Below are 22,498 nucleotides of genomic sequence, written 5' to 3'. Positions count from 1 at the left end.
ATGGGGGGAGCCGGGAACGACGCAAGGACGATCGAGACGCTGGCGGAGCTCCGCCGGCGTTATCCGATGGTCGGCGATCTCGAAAAACGGGCGAAGTGGCGGATTCCGCGTTTCGCCTACGAGTTCCTCCAGGGCGGCGCCGGCGACGAGACCGGCCTCAACCGAAACCGGACGGCGCTGCAGGCGGTCGAGATCGCGCCGCGCTACGGCGTCGATGTCTCCAAGGTCGATACTTCGGTCGAGCTCTTCGGCCATCGCTACGCGGCCCCGATCGGCATCTCGCCGATCGGCTTTGACGGCATGATGTGGCCGGGCGCCACCGAACAGTTCGCCAAGGCCGCCCAGGCCCACAATATTCCCTATCTGGTCGGCACGCTTGCCTGCGCGACGATCGAGAAAGTCGTGGAATGGGCGCCTGACGTCACCTGGTTCCAGCTCTACCCGATGGCGCCGAACAATCACCAATACAGTCTCGAAATGACTGATCGCGCCCGTCTCGCCGGCGCCAAGGTTCTGGTCGCGACGCTCGACGTGCCGGTGCGCGCCAAGCGCCCGCGCGATCTTCGCAACGGCCTCACCATGCCCTTCAAGCTGACGCCGAAGACGATGATGGCGGCGGCGATGGCACCCTTCTGGCTGGATGCGATCCGCCGCAAGGGCATGCCGACCTTCGCCAACATGGCAGGCTTTGCCGGCGCGCCGGACCGCGTTACCACCTCCGCCTTCGTGCAGAAACATATCGGTGGCGGCTTCCCCTGGGAGCAAATCGCCCGGCTGCGCGACAGATGGCCGGGGCCGATGATGGTCAAAGGCGTCATGCACCCGGCGGATGCGGAAAAGGCGCTCGAACTTGGCCTCGACGGCGTGATCGTCTCCAACCATGGCGGCCGCCAGTTCGATGCGGCACCGGCAACGATCGACGTCCTGCCCGAAATCGCCCGCACGGTCGGCGCCCGTGGTACCGTGCTGTTCGACAGCGGCGTCGTCTCCGGCGTCGACATGGTGCGCGCAGTCGCCTGCGGCGCCCATTCCTCCTTTGCCGGCCGTGCCTTCATGCTCGGCCTTGCCGCACTCGGAGACCATGGCGCCGCCCATATGGCGCAGGCCTTCATCGAGGAATACCGCATCACGCTCGGCCAGAGCGGGCTTTTGAATACCGACCAGGCCCGTCGCGCATCCGTACGCCATCCCGGCGCCTGGACCGCACAAGACTTCCAATCGCACCTCTAATCGACCATGTCTCCGGGGAGGAGAAACCCATGAAAGTTGCCGACGCCATCGTGGAAATTCTGAAACGCGAGGGGATCGAGGTCATTTGCGGTTACCCCGTGAACCACGTTCTCGAACATGCGGCCATGGCCGATGTCCGCCCGATCATTGTGCGCCAGGAACGCCACGGCCTGCATATGGCCGACGCCATGTCGCGCCTCTCGTCCGGCAAGACGATCGGCGTCTTCGCCATGCAGCTCGGACCGGGCACCGAAAACGCCTATGGCGGCATCGCCCAGGCCTATTCGGAATCCGTGCCGATCCTTGTCCTGCCGATGGGCTACGAGCGCCGCGTCGCCCACGTCGACCCGAACTACAACGCGACCCGCTCGATGCGCGACATCACCAAGTCCGCCGAGCCGATCACCTCGGCCGCCGAGATCCCCAACATTTTTCGACGCGCTTTCTCCAAATTGCGGAATGGCCGCGGCGGGCCGGTTCTGGTCGAGATCCCGAACGACATGTGGCAGGACGAGGTGCCGGAACCGCTGAACTATCGCCCGGTTCTTTCCACCCGCTACGGGCCGGACCCGATTGCCGTGCGGGACGCGGTCGACCTGCTGCTCGCCGCCAAGCGGCCGATCCTCTATGCCGGCCAGGGCATTCATTACGCGCAGGCCTGGCCGCAGCTGAAACAGCTCGCCGAACTGCTGGCGATCCCGGTTTCCACCAGTCTCGAAGGCAAGAGCGCGTTTCCGGAAACCCATCCGCTGTCGGTCGGCGCCGGCGGGGCGGCAATTTCCAAGACGCTGCGCCATTTCCTCGACAGTTCCGACCTGATCTTCGGCATCGGCTGCTCGTTTACCGAAACCGCCTTCGGCGTGCAGATGCCGCTCGACAAGACCGTCATCCACGCGACGCTCGACCCCGACCACGTCAACAAGGATATCGAGGCCAAGGTGGCGCTGGTCGGCGATGCGGCGCTGACGCTCGACGCGGTGCTTGCCGAGCTCGAAGCCCGCAAGGTTTCTCCGCGCGACCATACGGAAATTGCTGCCGAAATCGCCAAGGTGCAGGCCGAGTGGCTGGCGGAATGGATGCCGAAGCTCACCTCCGACAGCAAGCCGCTATCGCCCTATCGCGTGCTCTGGGACCTGCAGCATACGGTCGATATCGAAAACACCATCATCACCCACGATGCCGGCAGCCCGCGTGACCAGCTTTCACCGTTCTGGAAGTCGGTAAAGCCGCTCACCTATATCGGCTGGGGCAAGACGACCCAGCTCGGTTACGGCCTGGGTCTGGCCATGGGCGCCAAGCTGATGCATCCCGACAAGCTCTGCATCAACGTCTGGGGCGATGCGGCGATCGGCTTTACTGGCATGGATTTCGAGACCGCGGTGCGCGAGCGCCTGCCGATCCTGTCGATCCTCCTCAACAATTTCTCGATGGCGATGGAACTGCCGATCATGAAGGTGTCGACCGAGAAATACCGCTCGACCGACATTTCCGGCGACTATGCCGCCTTTGCCCGCGCGCTCGGCGGTTACGGCGAACGGGTCACCGACCCGGCCGAAATCATTCCGGCGATCAAGCGCGGCATCGAGCAGACACAAAAGGGCGTGCCGGTCCTCCTCGAATTCATCACCACGCAGGAAATCGCCCGTTCGCGCTACCACCGCATGCTGACGGGTGAGAAGAAATGACCTCCCTGAAATCCACGATCGACGCCCTGAAGCTCCATTTCGGCAACCGGCTTTCGACGACGGAAGCGGTGCGCGAGCATCACGGCCACGACATGTCCCGGCAGCCGACAAAGCTGCCGGATGCGGTGGTCTATGCCGAAAACGAGGACGAGGTGGCGCGTGTCGTCTCGGCCTGCTTCGAGGCCGGCATATCGGTGACGCCGTTTGCGGCTGGCTCGTCGATGGAGGGTCACACGATCCCGCTGAAGGGCGGGATCTCGCTCGATCTCACCCGCATGAACAGAATAGTTCAGGTCAACCATGAGGATTTCGACGTGCAGGTGGAAGCCGGCGTCACCCGCAAGCAGCTCAACGCCCATATCCGCGATACCGGCCTGTTCTTCCCCATCGACCCCGGCGCCGACGCATCGCTCGGCGGCATGGCCTCGACGCGCGCCTCCGGCACGACAGCGGTGCGCTACGGCACGATGCGCGAAAACGTGCTGGCGCTGCGCGTCGTCACCCCGCAGGGCAAGATCATCACCACCGGCCGCCGCACCAAGAAATCCTCGACCGGCTACGACCTGACCAAGCTTTATGTCGGTGCGGAAGGCACGCTCGGCGTCGTCACCGAGGTGACCGTCAGGCTGCACCCGATCCCGGAAACCATCGCGTCTGCCGTCTGCGCCTTCGAGACCATGCGCGGCGCGGTGGAAGCCGTCGTCGCGACCATCCAGAGCGGCATCCCGGTCGCCCGCATTGAATTCCTCGATGAAGTGGCGGTCGAAGCCGCCAACCGGCATGCCGGCCTGACCCTGAAGCTCGCGCCGACCCTGTTTCTCGAATTCCACGGCAGCCCGCGCTGGGTGGAGGAACAGTCGAACACGGTGCGCGAAATCGCCGACGAATTCGGCGGTTCCGATTTCGAATGGTCGACCCGCACCGAGGACCGCGAGCGGCTGTGGAAGGCGCGCCACGAGACGATCTATTCCAACCAGACGCTGCGCCCCGGCTGCAAGGCGTTTACGACGGATGTCTGCGTACCGATCTCGCGGCTTGCCGAAGCCGTCCTCGCCGCCCGCGAGGACATCGATGGCTCCTTCCTGATGGGCAAGATCATCGGCCATGTGGGAGACGGCAATTTCCATGTCGGCTACCTGATCAAGCCGGAAATCCCCGAAGAGCTCGCCGAAGCCGAGCGCCTCGCCGAACGGCTCTACCAGCGCGCCATGGACATGGGCGGCACCTTCAGCGGCGAACACGGCATCGGCATCTCGAAGCTGAAATATCTCCGCCGCGAACATGGCGACGCCGTCGACATGATGAACGCCATCAAGGCGGCGATCGACCCGAAAGGCATCATGAACCCCGGCAAGCTGGGTCAGGTGGAGTAAGGGCGGACAGAGCCCTTAGATGATCACCGGCTGAGATCGATGCGGCTGGTCACCACCGATTTGCCGCTCGAAAGATCCTTGTCGACCGTTTGAAGCCGGAGGCGGTCGTTGCCGATCTTCTCGATCGTCATGTTGGCGACGCGATCCCCGTTGATCACCCTCGCCCAGCGGACGCCAAGATTGATCGCATTGCCGCGGCGGTTGCCGGAAAGCATCGAAGGCTGCCCGGAGGGCCCGACATAGGTGCCGCTATAACCGTTTTCCGAAGCCTGCAGGTCGGCCGATATGCTGCGCCGGATGACCAGCAGGCCACGGCAGATTCCCTGCATCGACAGGGTGGTCGCCCCGGCCGTCGAGGTGAAGCTGCAGGTGACGTTGATGGGCGTTGCCCCGATGCGGGTCAGAACCGTGCCCTCGCCGCTCCAGTTGCCGGAAAGTGTTTTCAGGAAATCGCTTTCGGCGGCCAAAACGAAGCCCGGCGAAGAAGCGGAGGCGATAAACGCAGCAGCGGCAAGAAGCAAGCGCATGGCGACGATCCATCTGAACGCTCGCATCGAACGCCGGTTGAGCCATTCCGTTCCATCCGGCATCGCGAGCCACCGTCGACGGGCCCAGCACCGCGTAAATCCACTTCAACCTTGCTGCCGCCCGGGAACATGCTACATATATAGCACTTTCAGGAGCGAACCATGCCGGTCACCACCAAAATCAGACGCCAAGGCGGTGCCGCGGTGATTACCATCCCCCCGGCCCTGTTGAAGCTGATGCATACCGAAGTCGGCGATCAGCTGACGCTCGACGTCGCCAACGGTGAATTGATCGCCCGTCCCGTCGAGAGCGGCCGCAAGCGCTATACCCTTAACGAATTGCTGAAGGGAAGCGATGCCATGGCGATGCTCAATGCCGCTGTCGCCGATGCGCAGGAAGGCGATCCGATAGGACACGAGATCTGATGATCCGCAGCAACGTGCCGAGGCGCGGCGATGTCTACTGGATCGACCCAAACCCGGTCGCCGGCCGGGAAATGAAGAACCGGCATCGTTTCGTCGTCATCACGCCGATCGAGATCAACAGGCTGGGAGTCAGCATGACGGTGCCCATCACCAACGGTGGGGCTTTTATCCGCGATATCGGTCTTGCGGTGGCGATTTCCGGGCACGACACGACCGGTGTCGCCGTTTGCAACCAGGTCCGCAGCTTCGACATTCCCGCCCGCATCCAGCAGAAAACCGCGCAATATATCGAGACGCTGGACGAGGCGACCATGAACGAAATCGTCTCGCGCGTGGTCAGCGCCATCGACCCGGCACCTGAACCCGCCTGATCTCTTTCCTTCATCCTCCCCTGCCCTAACTGAATTTTCCGGGCGGGGAAGAAGGAGGAGAAAGGATGATCATCCGGTCTGGAAGCTGCCTTTGCGGAAGCGTGCGGTATTCGGTGAAGGATGCGCCGGTCAGGATCGGGCTTTGCCATTGCGCCGATTGCCGCAAGGAAAGCGGATCGAGCTTCGTCACGTTCGGCATCTGGCCGCGGCACGGCTTTGAAAGCACAGGCGAGGTCAAATATTTCCATGGGCGCGGTTTCTGCCCCGAATGCGGCTCGCGCGTCTTCAATGAGAGCGACGGCGACGAGATCGAGATCCGGGTCGGATCGCTCGACATGGCGCCGACCGACCTCGAACCGGTCTATGAGATCTGGGTGAAGCGGCGGGAGAACTGGCTGAGCCCGCTTGCCGTCCCTCAATTCGAAGAAGATCGCAATTGACGCATTGTCGCCAGGCGAGGACCCTATAAAGTGCCTCCGAGCGGACGGGAGACAGACAGATGTCGGAACTGATCGACAAGGCAATTGTCATCGCGACCGAGGCGCATCAAGGACAGTCGTCGAAAACCGGCGGTCCGTTCATCGACCATGTCCGGCGCGTCGCCGAAAACGTCGCCGGCGAGGACGAAAAACAGGTCGCCTGGCTGCATGACGTGGTCGAGAAAGGCCCCGGCTGGACGTTCGAGCGGCTGCGCGAAGAAGGCTTTTCCAAAGCGGTCGTCGATGCCGTCGACGCGATGAGCAAACGCGACGGCGAGGAATATTTCGCTTTCGTCCGCCGCTCGATCGAAAATCCGCTCGCCCGACCGGTCAAGCGCGCCGATCTCACCGATAATCTTGCCCAGATGCGCCAGATGGGCGGCGACGGCTCGAAATTCGCCGAAGGCCTGCGTATCCTCAACGAGCGATATCCATCCTGAGATATCCAACCTGACGGGCGGAACCTTGCGCCATCCCTTGCCGTTCGTTTTCGCACGGCAGAAGCCGCGATCCAGCGACAGGATGGACTCATGGAACTCAAGAATCAGGTGGCTCTGGTAACCGGGTCAGGCTCGGGCATCGGCAAGGCGGCGGCGATGAAACTCGCGGCGGAGGGCGCAAAGATCGGCCTGCTCGGTCATACGAGAACGGAGATCGAAAAGGCTGCCCGGGAAATAGAGAAGGCCGGCGGAGAGGCGCTGGTGCTCGAAGCCGACGTTTCCGACGAAAACCGGATGCGCGAAGCGATCGACCGGCTTGCGGAAAAATTCGGCCGGCTCGACATCGTCGTCGCCAATGCCGGCATCAACGGCGTGTGGGCGCCGATCGACGACCTGAAGCCGGAAGAGTTCGACAGGACGATCGCCGTCAACCTGCGCGGCACCTATCTGACGCTTCATCTTACCGTGCCGCATCTGAAGGCGCAGGGTGCAGGCTCGATCGTCGTCGTCTCCTCGATCAACGGCAACCGCACCTTCACGACGCCCGGCGCCACCGCCTATACGGCCACTAAGGCCGCGCAGGTGGCGATGGTGCAGCAGCTGGCGCTGGAACTCGGCAAGCACCACATCCGCGTCAACGCCGTCTGCCCCGGCGAGATCGAGACCAATATCCACGACAATACCAGGCTTCGCCACGAGCAGGAAACCGCAATCCCGGTGGAATGGCCGGAGGGCCAGGTCCCGATCAGCGACGGCCGACCGGGAAAAAGCGCGGACGTCGCCGAAGTCATCGCCTTCCTCGCCTCCGACCGCTCCCGGCACGTGACCGGCACCCCGATCTACGTGGACGGCGGCCAGGGGCTGCTGAGGTAGGATTGCTTTCCGCTTTGAGCGGCGTCGCTGAAGTTGTGCCCTGGAACGGTTGGCTGAAGGGCGGACATAGGACTTCAGTCCCAATCCCTTTCGTGGAACCCCCTTCCTCAATCCGCGTTCATGTCGCGCAAAAGATTGAGGAAACACCCAATGAAAAAACTGCTTCTCGCATCGGCCCTGGCCATTTCTTCCATTCTCTCGGTCGCCGGCCCGTCCGACGCCGCGAGTGTCACCGTCACCACCCATGAGCGGGTCGCTCCGCGTCATACCGTGCGCGAAGTCTACCGTCCGTATCGTCCCCGCCACCGTGACTGCATGGTCAAGAAGGTGAAGACCCGCTACCACGGCCGGATCGTCGTCAGGACCACCCGCGTCTGCCGCTGATCGCCGGATCGCAAATGAGAGAGGGCGGCGGCGATCGGGCCGGCGCCCTCTCTTTCGGGAAACCATTCGGGCGAGTACCGGAGGTTCAGGATCGCCTTTTTCCGGGCGACAGGCGCCGTCGGAAGATCTCAATATGCCTGCGATCGATCGTGCGCATAACCGCAAAATTCGGTTGCAATGCCACAAAAATCCGGCAATTTCCCTCTCCTGAAATGGAGGCAAGCCCATGTCCAGCACATCAGCGGAAAAAGCGCCAGTCATCGTCATCGACCTGCAGACCAACATGTTCGACGGTCTTGTCGAGCCGCCTCTCCATGATGCGGATCTCCTCACCGACCGCGCCCGCAAGGTGATCGACTGGGCGCGGCGCGAAGGCCGGGCGATTGCCTTCGTGCGCCATGACGGGCCGGAGGGCGATCCGCTGGCGCCGGGAGAGCCGGGCTGGCCCGTCTGGCCGGCACTTGGCCAGCGGGACGACGAGCCGACCTTCTCGAAGACCGTCCGCGACTCGTTCAGCAACCCGGAACTCGGCCAATGGATCGAGAACCAGGGTGCGCCCGAAGTGGTGATCCTCGGCGCCCAGACGGATTTCTGCGTCGCCGGCACGGTGCAGGGGGCGATTGCGGCCGGGCTGAAGGTGACGGTGGTTTCCGACGCCCACAGCACGCTCGATCAGCCGCAGGAGAGCGCCGCCGCCATCATCCGCCGCTACAATGCCCAGTTCGCCGAGGCCGGCGTCAATCTAGTGACGACCGAGGCGCTGACCGGTTCCCCGGCCGCCTGACCGGTTCTAACCCAGCTCCAGCCGGCGGGTGATGCCGACTGCCTCGAGAAATACCTCGTCGTGGCTGACCACCAGTAGCGCGCCGTCATAGGCGCGCAGTCCTGCCTCGACCGCGGCGATGGAATCGATATCCAGATGGTTGGTGGGCTCGTCGAGGATGAGCAGCGACGGCGGTTCCGGTCCGCCGAGCACGCAGGCAAGCCCCGCCCGCAGCATCTGTCCGCCCGACAGCGTGCCGACCATCTGCAGCGCCGCATCGGCGCGGAACATGAAGCGGGCAAGCGCCGCCCGACCGGCATTTTCGTCCGCCTGCGGATTGAGACGCCGAAAATTGTCGCGGATCGACACCGCCGGATCAAGCAGGCTCACCCGCTGGTCGAGCATCGCGGATCTGACCGGCACCCGCACCGTGCCCGAGAAGGGCGACAGGCTGCCGGAAACCAGCGACAGCAGCGTCGTTTTTCCCGAGCCGTTCGGACCGGTGACGGCGATCCGTTCCGGCCCGGTGATCTCGAAGGAAAGATCGCGCAGGACCGGCTTTTCCACCTCGTAACCGGCGGTGACGTTGTCGATCCTGAGCACGACCCGGCTCGCCGGCAGGCCGGTCGGCGGCAGCGTCACGGAGAGCGGCTGCAGGATCTCGATCTTTTCACGCGCGGCGGAGATATCGTTGGCCGCCTGGGTCCGCAGCCGCTCGGAAAGCCGGGCATTGTCGCCGCTGGTGTTTTCCGCCCGCCGCTTCATGCCGCCGGCGACGATGCGCGGCATGTCGCCCCGCGCGGCCTTCTTCTTGCCGGTGCTGTCCTTGCGCGCCTTGCGTTCGGTGGTTTCCTGCGCCACGCGGTTGACCTCCGCCATCCGTTTTTCGGCGTCAGCGAGATCGTGCTCGACAGCGGCCAATTCCAGCGCCTTGCGCTCAAGGTATCGGCTCCAGTTACCGCCATAACGGGTGGCACCGAGCGAGGTCAGTTCGACGATCGCGTCGACGGTTTCGAGCAGTTCGCGGTCGTGGCTGACGATGATCGCCCCACCGCGCCAGCCGGCGAGCAGATCGATCACCGCCTGGCGGCCGTCCCGGTCGAGATTGTTGGTGGGTTCGTCGAGGATCAGGAAATCCGGCCCGGTGAAGATCAGCGCGGCCAGCCCCGCGCGGGTGCGCTGGCCGCCCGACAGCGTTTCGAGTGGCGTGTTCGCGTCTGCCTCAAGGCCGGCCCGCGCCAGCGCCTCGGCCATGCGCGCCTCCAGCATCCAGTCGGCATTGGCCAGTTCCTCGGCGGACGCCTCGCCCGTTTCCGCGCGGGCAAGAATGGCCAAGGCAGCGCGTGTGCCAAAAAGGTCGGCGATGGTCTCATCCGGCGCGACCTGCACGCTCTGGCGCAACACGCCGAGGCTGCCGGAGACGGAGACCGTGCCGGATGCGGGCGATAGTTCGCCAGTGATCAGCTTCAAGAGCGTCGTCTTGCCGACGCCGTTGCGCCCGACAAGGCCAGCGCGTTCGGGCCCGAAGCTGAGGTTCAGATTGGAAAAAAGCGGCCGGCCGTCAGGCGTGGACCACGAAAGATTGGCAAGCGTAATGGAAGGCATGGACGGTTCCCCGAATGGCAAGGCAAAGCGGCGTTGCGTTTCGGCTGAGATCCATGGGTCACCGTCCTGTTGGTGCTGCAGATCGCGGTTTTCTAGGCGGAAAATGCTGCGCGTTCAAGACTGGCAATCCCGGCACCTCGATCATCGGCCGATCGTCGACAGTGCCACGGCAGCGCCCATCACCTGCACAAGAGCGCCAACGATCATCGCGGCGAAAAAGCCGTTTTCCGCGCCGGCCACCGCCGCAAAGATCGCCCCGAGTGCCGCAACGCCGATCGTCGCACCCACCATGCGGGCGACATTGATGAGGGCACCCGCCGTTCCGCCGCGATTGCTCCCGACCGCCGACACGGCGACCGCGGTCAGCGGCCCAGTCGCAAGTCCCATGCCGATCCCGGTCAGCAGCAACCCGATTTCACTCATCATGAAGAGGTCGAGCATGAAGGCAACGCTCAGGATGCCGTTGCCGACTCCGATCGTTCCCAATCCGAGGGCAATCGTGACACGCTGTCCGAAACGCTGCACCACAGCGTCCGAAAAGGGCGAAACCAGCACGAAGCTCAGCGCCATGGGCAGCAGCGCCAGTCCGGTCGAAGTAGCATCGAGCCGACCGAGCGATTGCGTCGCGAGTGGAAACAGAAACAGCGTCCCGTACATGCCGAAAGTCATGGCCGCCGTGCCAGCCATGGCGCCGGTAAAGGATCTCGAACGGAACATCGTCAGCGGTACGAGCGCCGCCTGCCCTTGCCTATGCTCGACCGCGAGAAACAGGCCAAACAACACGATACCCGTAACCCCGAAGGCGGCCGTGAGCGATATGGTGGAATGTGGTGATTCGATCGCGGCGAGTGTCACCGTCGCCAACGACAGGATCGCCAGCACCTGGCCGCTGATATCGAAAGATCGACCCGCCGGATCGGCGCTTTCCTCGATCGTCGCGCGCGCACTGATAGCGCCGACAAGCGAAAACGGTACGACGACATAAAAGACGGAACGCCAACCGAAGGCATGGATCAGCAGCCCGCCGAGCGTCGGCCCGATGGCGAGCGCCAGTCCGTTGCACGCCGCCCATATGCCGAGCGCCCGCTGTCTGGCCTGCTGGTCTGGATAGATCACCCGAATGATCGAAAGCGAGGCGGGAAGCAAGAGAGCCGCGCCGACGCCCGTCAATGCACGTGCGGCAATCAAAAGCGGAGCCGTGGGAGCGACCGCGCATCCGATGCTGGCAATGCCGAATACCAGGGCGCCGGAGATCAGGATCCTGCGGCGGCCGGCGAGATCGGCCAGCAGCCCGCCGGTCAGCAGCAGCACCGCGTAGACGAGATTATAGGCGTCGACCACCCATTGCAGTTGAGACACCGTGGCATCCAGATCTTTGCCGATCGGATCCAGGGCGAGATTGACGACAGACGTATCCAATTGCGCCGTGATCACGGCAAGGCAAAGTGTCGCGAGTGCGGCATGGGGCCGCCGGGTTCGCGCTTGCGATGTTTTCGAGGGGCGATCCATGGGAGTTCCACGCCGACTTGATTACACCAGTCTGCGGAAAATGGTCTTCCGTCCGTCGAGGACAATAGTGCCGTGCCGGGTTTTAGCGGTTCTTCAGGCCCGCTCCTCCCAGAGTTTCGCAAGCTCGACCACCGTCGTCACCGCCAGTTCCATGTCCTGGCTGCTGACGAATTCCAGCGGCGAGTGGAAGGCGTGGCCGCCGGCGAAAAGGTTGGCGCAGGGCAGGCCCATGAAGGAAAGGCGTGAACCGTCCGTGCCGCCGCGGATGCTGCCGCGCACCGGGGTCATGCCGGCCCGGCTGATCGCCTCGACCGCGTAATCGACGATGCCCGGATGCTGGTCGAGCACCACCTTCATGTTGCGATACTGTTCCTTGACCGTGAAGGTGTAGGTCGAGCCCGGATAGTCGGCGATTACCTGCCTGGTGATCTCCTCGAGCAGCGTCTCCTTGGTCTTCAGGCCCTCTTCGGTGAAATCGCGGATGATGAAGGAGAGGTTCGCCTTTTCCATCACGCCGGACATGCCGGTCGGGTGGATGAAGCCGTCGCGGCCCTTGGTGGTCTCGGGCGTCATGTCCTTCGGCAGTCTTGCGACGATGCCGCCGGCGATCTTGATGGCGTTTTCCATCTTGCCGAAGGCGAAGCCCGGATGCATGGCGACGCCCTTGATGGCGATCTCCACCGCATCGGCCGAAAACGTCTCGTCCTCGATCGTGCCGGCCGTCTCGCCGTCCAGCGTATAGCCGAAGTCGGCGCCGAGCTTTGTAAGGTCGACCTTGTCGACGCCGCGGCCGATCTCCTCATCGGTGGTGAAGAGGATGCGGATCGCGCCGTGCCTGACGTCGGGGTTGTTGACGAAGAATTCGGCGGCCGACATGATCTCGGCAATGCCCGCCTTGTCGTCGGCGCCTAGAAGCGTGGTGCCGTCGGAGGTGATGATGTCGTTGCCGATCTGGTCCTTCAGCACCGGATGTTCGGACACCCGGATCACCTGGTTTTTGTCACCGGTGAGCTGGATGTCGCCGCCCTGATAATTCCTAACGATCTGCGGCTTGACGTTGGTGCCGGAAAAATCGGGCGCGGTGTCCATATGGGCGCAGAAGCAGATCACCGGCACGTTGTTCTTCGACGTCGTCGCCGGGATCGTCCCGTAGATATAACCGTGCTCGTCGAGATGCGCGTCGGTAACGCCGATCGCCAGCATTTCCTCGACCAGCAGCCGGCCGAGATCCTTCTGCTTCATGGTCGACGGCTGGGAGGGCGACTTGGCGTCGGACTGGGTGTCGATGACGACGTAACGGAGGAAACGATCGGTAACGCTATCGGCCATGGGGGAAAATCCAAAATTGTGGAACGGAAAAATGGAGTTGTAGCGGGAGGATGAGGGTGCGTGAAGGCGGGAAACCGGGAAATCGTGCGGTTCCTGGACGGTGGTACCCATCTCACCCACGTGGCCAGTCGTGATGGGAAGCGGGCAGCGCAACAGGCCGATCTTCCACAAGGACAAGAAAATTGTATTGCGGGTTGAGGCGGTGCGTGGAGCCCCTCCCCCTTGTGGGGAGGGGTTGGGGAGGGGTCTTCACTTCACATAAAACCCCTCCCACCTGCCGGTCACCCTCCCCACAAGGGGGAGGGTTAAGAATGCCGCACCGCCTCACGTCCCACATACGGTCACTCCACCATAGTGAGAAATCCGAGGCAGCTTGCCGCCTCGCCCTGTCTCAAGATACGCAGAGCGGGCGACGTCCCTCGGCTTCTCTACCGCTGCACCCCGATATCCGATGCCCCAACGGATGGCGCCGCATTGCCCCAACTGTTGCGGACATAGGTGAGCACCGCCGCGACCTGCTCATCCGACAGCTTCCAGCCGAGCGACGGCATGGCGGGTGTCGTTTTCGCCGCGGGCGTATGCACCGCCTGGCTGCCCTGCAACACGAGGCGCGTCAGCGTCTCCGCGCTCGGCTGCTGGACGATCGAGCTGCCGGCGAGTGCCGGGAAGAGCTGGCTCGCGCCCTTGCCGTCGCCGCCATGGCAGGCGGAACAGGTGTCGTGATAGATCGCCGCCCCGACCTTCATGCGCGCATCGCTCGCCGGGATCGGCTGCGGTTTCTGCGTCGGGCCGCCTTCGGTGCTCTTCAGGTAAGTGGCGATCGCGTGCACGTCCTCGTCGGTCATCAGCGAGGTCGAGGCCTGGATCGCTTCCGCCATCGGGCCGGACGCGATCGTATGCCCGTTGGTGCCGGTCTTCAGGTACCGGACGATCTGATCCTCGCTCCAGCTGCCAATGCCGATATAGCTGTTGCCGGTGATGTTGGGTGCATACCATCCCTGCAGCGAACCACCCTGCAACGCCTCGCTTGTCTCGTCCGCGCCGAGCGCGGTTTTCGGCGAATGGCAGGTGCCGCAATGGCCCGGCCCCTGGACGATATAGGCGCCGCGGTTCCATTCGGCCGATTTCGACGGATCGGGCCGGAATTCGCCCGGCGTGAAGTTCAGCATGTTCCAGCCCATCATCGACAGCCGGATGTTGAACGGGAACGGCAACTGGTTGGATTCGACCGGGTTGAAGACCGGATCGACGGTCCGGAGATAGGACCAGAGGTTGCCGATGTCCCTGTCGGTCATCCTGGTATAGGCCGGATAAGGCATGGCGGGGTAGAGCCGCTTGCCGTCATGGCCGATGCCGGTTTTCAATGCGCTGCGGAAATCCGCCTCCGTCCAGTTGCCGATGCCCGTCGCCTTGTCGGGCGTGATGTTCGGCGGAATGATCTGGCCGAAGGGCGTTTCGAGCGGCAGCCCGCCGGAGAGCGGTTTTGCTCCCGGCGCGGTGTGACAGGCGGAGCAATCGCCGAGGATCGCCTGGTAACGACCGCGGATGATCTCGTCCGCCTGGTCGGGAGCCTGGGCAAGCGCCAGGCCTGCCGAGAGGGCCGTTGCGGCAAGGGTGAGGGAAAAGACGATCCTGCTCATGCCGACACCAGAGGTTGGCCGGGGTTGCGGAGATATTGCTGGCGGATGGCATCCGCCGCGTGGAATGCGAGCGCCCCGACGGTGCCGGTCGGGTTCTTGCCGGCATTGTGGGCGAAGGCGGAAGCGCCGATGACGAAGACGTTGGCGACGTCCCAGCTCTGCAGGTACTTGTTGACGGCGCTGGTCTTGGGGTCCGTGCCCATGATCGCCCCGCCGGTATTGTGGGTGCTCTGGTAGGGCACCGAATCCCAGCCCTTCTTGCGGCGGGTATTGGTGTATTGCCTGCCGCCGAAGGCCTTGGCGATCTCCTCCATCCGGTCCGAGACCCAGTTCGACATGCGGATGTCGTTGTCCGGGAAATCGAACGTGAAGCGCAAGAGCGGCCGCCCGAACCGGTCCGTATAGGTCGGATCGAGATCCAGATAGTTGCCGCGGGTCGGGTAGCTCGACCCTTGCGAGGAAAAGCCGAGCGTCGACTTGTAGGATTTGACGGTCGCCTTCTTCCAGTCGCTGCCCCAGCGCGGCGTGCCGGGCGGGGTCGGGCGGGTCTGGATCGGCCGGCCGTTCGAGGGAATGCAGTTGATGCCCGCTCCGCCGACGAAACCGAGCGGCCCGTGGTCGAAGGCATCGCCGTTAAAGTCGTCCACCGTCTGGCCGAGCGCGCCGGCGGCAACGAATGGATTGAAGTTCTTGTCGTCGAAGAACACCTGCGCGCCGGCATTGGTCTGATAGCAGTAGTTCCGCCCAACAGTCCCCTCTCCGGTATTCGGATCGTAGATCTGGCCGATGCCGGAGAGCATCATCAGCCGGACATTGTGGAGACCATAGGCGCAGAGCAGCACGATATCGGCCGGCTGGAAGAACTCCTCGCCCGAGGTGTTCACATAAGTGACGCCGCGGGCGTGTTTCTTCGAGGGATCGAGATCCACGTGCAGGACTTCCGACTCGGTGCGGACCTCGAAATTCTTCTTTTTCATCAGCACAGGCAGAATGGTCGTCTGGGCCGAGGATTTCGAATAGTTGGCGCAGCCGAACCGCTCGCAGAAACCGCACATGGTGCATTGGCCCATGGCGATGCCAAGCGGGTTGATATAGTCCTTGGAAAGGTTCGCCGCCGGCGTCGGGAACGGGTGCAGGTTCAACGACTTGGTCACCTGTGCAAACAGCGTCGGCGCATAGGTCATCTGCAGCGGCGGCAGCGGATAATCGCGCGACCGCGGATCCTCGAACGGATTGCCGCCCTCCTGGATCTGGCCGTTGATATTGCCCGCCCTGCCGGAAATGCCGGCGAGATATTCGAAGCGGTCGAAGGATTTTTCCATCTCGGCGCCGGTCACGCCCCAGTTCTGCAATTGCAGGTCCTGGATCCGTGCCGCGCCGTAGCGATCCCTCAGGTGGTCGGCGATCTGGAAGTCGCTGTCCCAGAACCGCCAGGTATGGCCGTTCCAGTGAACGCCGGCGCCGCCCACCCCGTTGCCGGGCAGGAAGGAGCCGTAATCGCGCATCGGCAGCGCCGTCTGCGAGGTGTTGTTGCGCATCGTCATCGCTTCGACGACCGGCTGCAGGAAGAGATCGCGGCGGATGCCGTAGCGAAGTTCGTCCTGGGCATAACCGATGTTGAAATCGGTGGCCGTGTCGCGCCAAGGACCGCGTTCGATCGCCACGACGTCGAGCCCGTCCTCCGTCAGTTCATGAGCGAGGATCGCGCCTGTCCAGCCAAGGCCGACAATCACGGCGTCCTTGCGAGGTAGAATAGTGGTCATATTTTTCAGTCCCTACCTGGTCATCCATTCCGTCGAGCCTGCGATCGAAACCGGAGGCAGGGGATAGGGTTGGTTGTGTTTGGAAACGTGGTCGCGGTAGTCGTATCGCGCGCCGGGAAAGCCCAGCATCTTCCACGAGGCCATGTCCTTGTTGCCGCCATAGATCGGGTCGGCGAAGAAACCTTCCATCACGTTGGCGAGCATCAGGTTGAAGAAGGACTTGGCATCCACCTTGTTCGGCAGGGTGATCTTTCCGGCTTCGAGATCCTTGAGGACCGCGTCCTGGTCTGCGGGCGCAAGTTCGGCGAAGCGCTTGCCGCCCTTGGTTTCGCGGGTGAACGCGTTGAGCGCGGCAATGCCGGCGCGGTAGCGCTGGGCCGGCGTGTCAGGCGCCTGGTACCCTTGCGTCGGCAGGCCGGGCATGAACGGGCCCTTGGTATAGAGCCGGCTCGACGTGCCGTAGGATCCCACCAGCTGCCGGTCGAGATAAAGAACGCAGCCGGCATCCTTGCCGCCGAGCGACAGATCGTCCGCCGGCACCAGCCGGTCGGCGACCGCCTCCATTGTCTGCGCCTCTTCGAGCGTGAAGAACAGCCAGCCGCCGGGCTTGACCTGTACCGGCGGATCGGCGGAGCGCGCCTCCCAGGGAAGTCTGCCGGAAATGCTGCGCGCCATGACCGGCGCGGCACCGCCGGCGAGAATGGTAAAAGCAACGGAAGAAAGGAATTGGCGCCGCGTGGGGCGCTTAAGACAGTGGGTTTCCATAGAAGGACCTCCCCGGAGAGAAAAGGTCGGTGACGCGCCGAAACGACGTGCGCCGATGAGATCGAACCGAGCGGTTCAATGATTTACCTAGAGCGCGTCCGATCCGCGGCAACCCTTCTGGAACATTAAATCGTCACGGCTGCCGCTCGTCAGAAATCGCCGGCACCGAGCGAGCCGCGATGTCCGAGGCGGGCGGAAATTGCCCGTGCCGCGACGAGCAGTGGTTCCGCAAAACCGTTCAAATTTTTCAGCGACAGGCGCTGGACCGGGCCAGCGATCGCGACGGCGCCGACCACGTCCGACTGGGCGTCATGGATGGGGGCGGCGATGGCGCGCATGCCGAGTTCGTTCTCCTCGTCTTCCACCGCGTAACCGAGGCGACGGATATTGCCGAGCAGTTTGCGCAGCTTATCGGGATCGGTGACAGTTTTCGAGGTTCGGAGCGGCAGGGGTGCGCCGACAAGGGCAGCAATGCGGCTTTCCGGCTGGAAGGCGAGAATTGCGCGGCCAGCGGCCGTCGCATGATAAGGCGCGCGCATGCCGATCTCGGCGCTGATGCGCACCGCCTGCCGGGAAGGCTGGACGCGGATATACATGATCTCCGGGCCGGCCGGCACGCCGAGCAGCACCGTCTCGTCGGTCTCGCTGCGCAGGTCCATCAGCAGCGTGCGCGCTTCGGTGGAAAGGTCCATGCGGTTGCGCACCAACGAACCGAGCCTGAAAAGCTCGAGCCCGAGCCGATAGCGGCCGGTCTCGCGATTCTGTTCGAGAAAATCTTCGGCCATCAGCGTCACCACCAGGCGGTGGACGGTACTCTTGGCAATGCCGAGACGGCGGGCGAGTTCGGTGACGCCGATCTCCGCATCGTCGCCTTCGAAAGCCTTGAGGATGCGGATCGCCATCGAGACCGAAGAGAGGCGGCCCTTTTGCTGGTCCTCGTCCTGCACACCCGTGATCTTCATGTCCCCACCGTCTTCATCTCGGTTGCCGCTCCCGTGACAATCAGCCGGTCTGCATCCGGACAACGGGCGCGGTCAACGCCGCAACCGCAAAAGCGCCGTTGACAGCCCCTTATCCAAGGGAATATTCTATCTGTGGACCGACGTTCCATATAGAAGAACACATGACGACGACTGAAGCAAGCGGAAACACCATCGGTGGCCGCACGGTTTGGTGGCCTGCCAGGAACCGGGCTTACGAAACAAGGACCTGAACCGAAAGACTGCCCCATTGGATACCCGCAAGACCGTGCCGCTGATCGTCGCATCGGCCCTCATCATGCAGCAGATCGATTCGACCGCGATCGCCACGGCCCTGCCGACGATTGCCGACGCGCTCGGCGAACCGCCGCTGGCGCTGCATTCGACGATCACCGTCTACGTGCTGTCGCTCGGCGTGTTCCTGCCCTTGAGCGGCTGGCTCGCCGATCGTTTCGGCGCGCGACTGGTGTTCTGCTCGGCGATCGCCCTGTTCACCTTCGCCTCGCTGCTCTGCGCCGCCTCGACCAGCCTCACCATGCTGATCGCGGCGCGCGCCCTGCAGGGGTTCGGCGGCGCCTTGATGCTGCCGACGGCACGGCTGATCCTGGTGCGCTCGGTGCCGCGCGAGGAACTGGTGTCCGCCATGGTGCTGATGAGCATGCCGGCCGTGGTCGGCCCGGCGATCGGGCCGCTGCTCGGCGGCTTCATCACCGGCGTCAGTTCATGGCACTGGATCTTCTGGATCAACCTGCCCGTCGGCATCGTGGCGATCATCCTGACGCTCGCGCTGATCGAGAAGATCCCGCCGACCGAACGCACGTCCTTCGATTTCCCGGGCTTCGTCTTCACCGGCGCCGGCATCGGCGCGGTCATTTTCGGCTTCGATTCCTTCGCCCGCGGCATGAATTCGAGCGCGCTGGTCCTGGCTGTGGTCGGCTTCTCGCTGCTCGGCCTTTACATCCGCCATGCGCGCAACACGCCGAACGCGATCCTCGACCTGAAACTCTTCCGGTATCCGACATTCCGCTCCAGCGTCACCGGCGGTTCGCTGTTCAGGGTCAGCATGGGCGCCCTGCCCTTCATGCTGCCGCTGCTGATGCAGGAGGTTTTCCACTACACGCCGCTGCAATCCGGCGCGATCACCTTCGTATCGACGATCGGCGCCTTCGGCATGCGAACCATGACGAGACGCATCCTGCGCCGTTTCGGCTTCCGCAACGTGCTCTTGTGGAACGCGCTGATCGCCAGCGTGTCGATGGCACTGCTGGCCACTTTCACCCCCGCCACGGCGCCGGCCGTCATGGTCGCCATCATCCTGCTCGGCGGCTTTTTCAGGGCCTTGCAGTTCACATCGCTGAACACGCTGACGTTTGCCGAAACGGAAGACGCGGAGATGAGCCACGCGACATCGCTGTCGCAGATGGCGCAACGCATCGCCCAGAGCACCGGCGTTGCAATGTCGGCCATGCTTTTGCACTATTTTTCCGGCGGCTCCGAGACGCTCACCAACTTCGCCTTCGCGATGTCCTTCATCATCATCGCGATCATTTCCGCCTCTTCGTGTTTCTCGTTCTTCCGCCTGTCCGAGACGGCGGGCGACGTGCTTTCGGGCCGGAACAAGAAGGTGAAGGAAGAGCCGATCGCCGCCGAACAGGCCGACGCGGCGGAGTAAGAGGCCGCCGGCGTGACGCGGACATGGCTTGTGTTTAAAGCTCGCCGACTTATGCCGGCGAGCCCTCCGCGGCTGCGACCCCGTTTTGTGATCGGTTGCAGCCGACGTGAGCAGACGCGCGAACGTGCCCTCTGCCGGGCAGTCCAGTTACGGACGCACGGGCGGCGGTTCGCGGAAACGCAATCGTTCTCTCTTCGATCCCTCGGTCCGCGAGCGGACTATTGGACGAGGGAGGCGGCGTTTCGTGTCGTTGGAGCTTTGGTCGGCTTTGCGTCGACCGGGACGATATCGACGACCTCGGAGAGCAGGAACTGCTTCGGAGAACCACAAATGGTCGCGTAGACGATCCGGTCTAATATTTTCAGGCTTTCGGACACGAATGTCCTTTGGTCGCCATTGTCGAGCACCGATACAACGTACATGTTGATCCCATAGAGGTTAGGCGCGCAGGTCATTCGCGCACCGACATTTCTAAGCGAGCCATGGTTAACGCGACGTTAATGATGGAGAGCGCGCCGTGCCTAAGTAAGCCTTTCGACTATCTCTCTCCGAAACCAGCGCCTTACATTGCATCTTGAAACGCACCGGCCGACATGCCACGTCTCGCACCAGAAACTTTAGCCCGCAAACGTCAAGCTCGCGATGAAACCTGATCCGATCGCATCCGAATTCTTCGAAGCGCTGACCAAGGTCAGCCGCAAGATCCGTACTGCCTTCAACCAGCAGGTCACGGCGCATGGGCTGACCTATCCGCGCGCCCGCGCCCTGTTCCGCCTTGCCAAGAAGCAGAACATGACGCAGAGCGAGCTTGCCTGCGAGCTGGAACTCGAACAGGCGACCATGGTGCGCCTCCTCGACCGCATGGAGGAGAACGGCCTGATCGAACGCCGGCCGGACCCCAACGACCGCCGCGTCAAGCTTCTGTTCCTCACGGCCCATGGCCAAGAGCAGGCGGAACTCGTCCGCTCGATTGCAGACCGGATGCGCGAGCAGATCTTCAGCAACATCGACCCCGACCAGATGCATGTCGCCGTGGCACTGTTCGAGCGCATCACCGCCAATATAAGCGAACTGGAGGACATCGATATCCTCGCGTGAGGCGGTCGCAGGACAGGAAGAAGCGACGGGCATATGGCTAAACCCCGGCGGACACGCGGATTCGGCCGGAAACTGTAGCCTTTACGGCCCGCGGAACATAATCACCAAGCGACCATTGAGTCTGAAAGTTCGTGATTTGGTCACGAATTTAATATATTAATTGAATCTTGACGCATTAGCCGTGCGTTTATAGGTGGGCAAATGATACGTTTTAATTTCGATTGGAAAAAGACGGTCGATGCAATTGAGTTTCTCGCTCAGCAAAAACCGGGCATAACTCAATATTACATTGGGAAGCTTCTGTTTTTCGCTGATCGCGAACATATCATGGATTACGGTCGCCCCATTACAGGGGATAGGTACGTGGCCATGGAACATGGTCCGGTGCCGTCGGCCGTACGCAATCTGCTGAATGGCGAATATCCGGATGAAGTAGCAGATCGCCTCGAAGATCGAGTCGTAATAGAAATTAGCGGCAACAAGCACCACGTCTACCCTAAAGGGACCGAGCCGTCACCTTTGCTATCGGGGAGCGATCGCGAATACCTTATCGATGCCGTGAATAAGTATGCTCATTTGTCTTTCGGCGAACTTCGAGAAATTTCACACGAAGATCCGGCTTACATCGAAGCTTGGGAACGGGTTGGTACTGCGGCCAACGAGATGAATATTGAAATCTGGCTTGGCGAACTCGAAAATCCAGATACTGCAAAGAACCATCTCATCGCAACGGCGTCTTGCGCGGCTTGAATTATGCAAAAATGGGATGTTGTTCGCATCTACTGTGACTTCATGCCTAATCCGCATGATAAATTTTGCATTTGCATTTGCCCAGCGACCTACCGGTTTTATTTCATAAACAGTGAGCCGCCTCAGTTTCGGAAAGCCCGCAATCTTGCCGTATCGATCACCAATTTCGAAGCACATTTCCTGAACCATACCTCGTACGTCGATACAACGAACCTGCTGAGGATAGGTGCGGCTCTCGTAAACGGCGCATTAGCCGACAACGGGCGTTGTCACGGGAGTATTGCGCCGTTCCTGCGGGATCGAATCAAAACCGCCGCCCAGGGTCATGAGGTTTTGACCGCCGACGATTTAGCTCTTGTGATTGATTAAGGCTTCGGTGATTGCGTCCGGCGTAGAGGAATCCACTTGCTCGCCTCCCTCGCGGCCAAACGACCCATTCCTCATTTGACGCGCCGCAGCAATCGGCTAACATTGGTGGAAACTCCAGGTATTTCCCATGAGCGTCCGCCCTCCCCAGTCGTTCCATCAGCCAGGATTCGCCAATACCGGCTTCAATGTCCTCGAATACGAGTTGATGTCCGAGCGCGCGTCAGCGCTGGGGCGGCAGGGGCTGAAGGTGGAGGAAGCGCTCGGCGCGTTGAATGCATGGGACCCGGAGCGTGACAGCGAAAAGCTGCGCGAGAGGCTTTGCGACGATGCGGCCGATGCCGTCTGGGGGCTGTTCATCCAGCGCGAAATCTGCGGCCTTCGGAACAATCGCGACATCATCAAGCGGTATGCGATCCCGGGCGAGGTGCTTGCGGGAGTGGGGGCGGTCCGCAAGTGAAATCCATTCC

The 22,498-nt window shown here is 62.7% G+C and carries 24 protein-coding genes; 15 read left to right on the top strand and 9 right to left on the bottom strand.

The genetic code is table 11. The annotated features are described in order from the left end of the window. From AC1D3C_RS02395 to AC1D3C_RS02385, 3 genes are read left to right on the top strand one after another with little or no spacing between them, the layout of a single operon-like run. A complete protein-coding gene (locus AC1D3C_RS02395; RefSeq protein ID WP_477481736.1) occupies positions 1-1,230 on the top strand; it encodes an alpha-hydroxy acid oxidase in 1,230 nt (409 codons plus the stop codon). After that, positions 1,119-2,915, top strand: a complete 1,797-nt coding sequence (locus AC1D3C_RS02390; RefSeq protein ID WP_477481990.1) for a thiamine pyrophosphate-requiring protein — start codon at positions 1,119-1,121, stop codon at positions 2,913-2,915. Before AC1D3C_RS02395 ends, AC1D3C_RS02390 begins: the two co-directional genes overlap by 112 nt. After that, a complete protein-coding gene (locus AC1D3C_RS02385) occupies positions 2,912-4,288 on the top strand; it encodes an FAD-binding oxidoreductase (protein WP_477481735.1) in 1,377 nt (458 codons plus the stop codon). The genes AC1D3C_RS02390 and AC1D3C_RS02385 overlap by 4 nt, the downstream gene beginning before the upstream one ends. A gap of 23 nt (positions 4,289-4,311) precedes the next feature. Here the strand turns inward: AC1D3C_RS02385 and AC1D3C_RS02380 are convergent, their stop codons facing one another. Continuing rightward, positions 4,312-4,815, bottom strand: coding sequence for a hypothetical protein (locus AC1D3C_RS02380; protein ID WP_477481734.1), 504 nt, complete (start codon positions 4,813-4,815; stop codon positions 4,312-4,314). 162 nt (positions 4,816-4,977) lie between these two features. On the opposite strand from AC1D3C_RS02380, the gene mazE reads away from it, so the two are divergent. The 7 genes from mazE to AC1D3C_RS02345 all read left to right on the top strand — a co-directional run bounded on the left by mazE (position 4,978) and on the right by AC1D3C_RS02345 (position 8,572). Beyond that, the gene (mazE, locus tag AC1D3C_RS02375) at positions 4,978-5,241 is read left to right on the top strand and encodes a type II toxin-antitoxin system antitoxin MazE (RefSeq protein ID WP_477481733.1); all 264 of its coding nucleotides are present in this window, start codon (positions 4,978-4,980) and stop codon (positions 5,239-5,241) included. Beyond that, positions 5,241-5,612 (top strand): type II toxin-antitoxin system toxin MazF, encoded by a 372-nt coding sequence (mazF, locus tag AC1D3C_RS02370; protein ID WP_477481732.1) that lies wholly within the window; start codon positions 5,241-5,243, stop codon positions 5,610-5,612. The genes mazE and mazF overlap by 1 nt, the downstream gene beginning before the upstream one ends. 65 nt (positions 5,613-5,677) lie before the next feature. Then, positions 5,678-6,052, top strand: coding sequence for a GFA family protein (locus AC1D3C_RS02365; protein ID WP_477481731.1), 375 nt, complete (start codon positions 5,678-5,680; stop codon positions 6,050-6,052). 59 nt (positions 6,053-6,111) lie between these two features. Further along, complete coding sequence (locus AC1D3C_RS02360) at positions 6,112-6,531, top strand: HD domain-containing protein (RefSeq protein ID WP_247035993.1); 420 nt, start codon at positions 6,112-6,114, stop codon at positions 6,529-6,531. Positions 6,532-6,621: 90 nt separating this feature from the next. Further along, entirely contained in the window at positions 6,622-7,404 is a 783-nt protein-coding gene (locus tag AC1D3C_RS02355) for an SDR family oxidoreductase (RefSeq protein WP_040124050.1), read from the top strand. A gap of 150 nt (positions 7,405-7,554) precedes the next feature. After that, the gene (locus AC1D3C_RS02350; RefSeq protein ID WP_040124049.1) at positions 7,555-7,788 is read left to right on the top strand and encodes a hypothetical protein; all 234 of its coding nucleotides are present in this window, start codon (positions 7,555-7,557) and stop codon (positions 7,786-7,788) included. Between the two features lie 226 nt (positions 7,789-8,014). Further along, positions 8,015-8,572 (top strand): isochorismatase family protein, encoded by a 558-nt coding sequence (locus tag AC1D3C_RS02345; RefSeq protein WP_477481730.1) that lies wholly within the window; start codon positions 8,015-8,017, stop codon positions 8,570-8,572. 6 nt (positions 8,573-8,578) lie between these two features. Here AC1D3C_RS02345 and AC1D3C_RS02340 read toward each other — a convergent pair whose 3' ends face one another. The 7 genes from AC1D3C_RS02340 to AC1D3C_RS02310 all read right to left on the bottom strand — a co-directional run bounded on the left by AC1D3C_RS02340 (position 8,579) and on the right by AC1D3C_RS02310 (position 18,124). Beyond that, entirely contained in the window at positions 8,579-10,156 is a 1,578-nt protein-coding gene (locus tag AC1D3C_RS02340) for an ABC-F family ATP-binding cassette domain-containing protein (RefSeq protein WP_477481729.1), read from the bottom strand. 141 nt (positions 10,157-10,297) lie between these two features. Then, on the bottom strand, positions 10,298-11,665 hold the full coding sequence (locus tag AC1D3C_RS02335) for an MFS transporter (RefSeq protein WP_477481728.1): 1,368 nt from the start codon (positions 11,663-11,665) through the stop codon (positions 10,298-10,300). A 93-nt stretch (positions 11,666-11,758) separates the two neighbouring features. Then, positions 11,759-12,994, bottom strand: coding sequence for a peptidase T (gene pepT, locus AC1D3C_RS02330; RefSeq protein ID WP_477481727.1), 1,236 nt, complete (start codon positions 12,992-12,994; stop codon positions 11,759-11,761). Between the two features lie 428 nt (positions 12,995-13,422). Then, positions 13,423-14,634 (bottom strand): c-type cytochrome, encoded by a 1,212-nt coding sequence (locus AC1D3C_RS02325; RefSeq protein ID WP_477481726.1) that lies wholly within the window; start codon positions 14,632-14,634, stop codon positions 13,423-13,425. Further along, complete coding sequence (locus tag AC1D3C_RS02320) at positions 14,631-16,397, bottom strand: GMC family oxidoreductase (protein WP_477481725.1); 1,767 nt, start codon at positions 16,395-16,397, stop codon at positions 14,631-14,633. The genes AC1D3C_RS02325 and AC1D3C_RS02320 overlap by 4 nt, the downstream gene beginning before the upstream one ends. 12 nt (positions 16,398-16,409) lie before the next feature. Next, positions 16,410-17,162 (bottom strand): gluconate 2-dehydrogenase subunit 3 family protein, encoded by a 753-nt coding sequence (locus tag AC1D3C_RS02315; protein WP_477481724.1) that lies wholly within the window; start codon positions 17,160-17,162, stop codon positions 16,410-16,412. A 149-nt stretch (positions 17,163-17,311) separates the two neighbouring features. Then, entirely contained in the window at positions 17,312-18,124 is an 813-nt protein-coding gene (locus tag AC1D3C_RS02310) for an IclR family transcriptional regulator (RefSeq protein WP_477481723.1), read from the bottom strand. A gap of 268 nt (positions 18,125-18,392) precedes the next feature. On the opposite strand from AC1D3C_RS02310, the gene AC1D3C_RS02305 reads away from it, so the two are divergent. Then, a complete protein-coding gene (locus AC1D3C_RS02305; protein WP_477481722.1) occupies positions 18,393-19,814 on the top strand; it encodes a DHA2 family efflux MFS transporter permease subunit in 1,422 nt (473 codons plus the stop codon). Between the two features lie 218 nt (positions 19,815-20,032). Here AC1D3C_RS02305 and AC1D3C_RS02300 read toward each other — a convergent pair whose 3' ends face one another. After that, complete coding sequence (locus AC1D3C_RS02300; RefSeq protein WP_157885278.1) at positions 20,033-20,236, bottom strand: hypothetical protein; 204 nt, start codon at positions 20,234-20,236, stop codon at positions 20,033-20,035. Positions 20,237-20,456: 220 nt separating this feature from the next. Between AC1D3C_RS02300 and AC1D3C_RS02295 the strand changes: the two genes are divergently transcribed. The 4 genes from AC1D3C_RS02295 to AC1D3C_RS02280 all read left to right on the top strand — a co-directional run bounded on the left by AC1D3C_RS02295 (position 20,457) and on the right by AC1D3C_RS02280 (position 22,488). Continuing rightward, positions 20,457-20,912, top strand: coding sequence for a MarR family winged helix-turn-helix transcriptional regulator (locus tag AC1D3C_RS02295; protein WP_477481721.1), 456 nt, complete (start codon positions 20,457-20,459; stop codon positions 20,910-20,912). 201 nt (positions 20,913-21,113) lie between these two features. Beyond that, positions 21,114-21,662, top strand: a complete 549-nt coding sequence (locus AC1D3C_RS02290) for a Panacea domain-containing protein (RefSeq protein WP_477481720.1) — start codon at positions 21,114-21,116, stop codon at positions 21,660-21,662. Between the two features lie 3 nt (positions 21,663-21,665). Then, positions 21,666-22,031 carry a hypothetical protein gene (locus tag AC1D3C_RS02285; protein WP_477481719.1) on the top strand — a complete coding sequence of 122 codons (366 nt, stop codon included), beginning with the start codon at positions 21,666-21,668 and terminating at the stop codon, positions 22,029-22,031. Between the two features lie 127 nt (positions 22,032-22,158). Next, positions 22,159-22,488, top strand: a complete 330-nt coding sequence (locus AC1D3C_RS02280) for a DUF6665 family protein (RefSeq protein WP_477481718.1) — start codon at positions 22,159-22,161, stop codon at positions 22,486-22,488. The last annotated feature ends 10 nt before the right edge of the window (positions 22,489-22,498 follow it).

The sequence above is a fragment of the Neorhizobium sp. P1_A6 genome (assembly GCF_056406795.1).
Note: the sequence above shows the minus strand (reverse complement) of the source record. Positions and strands in the feature narration are given on the sequence as shown.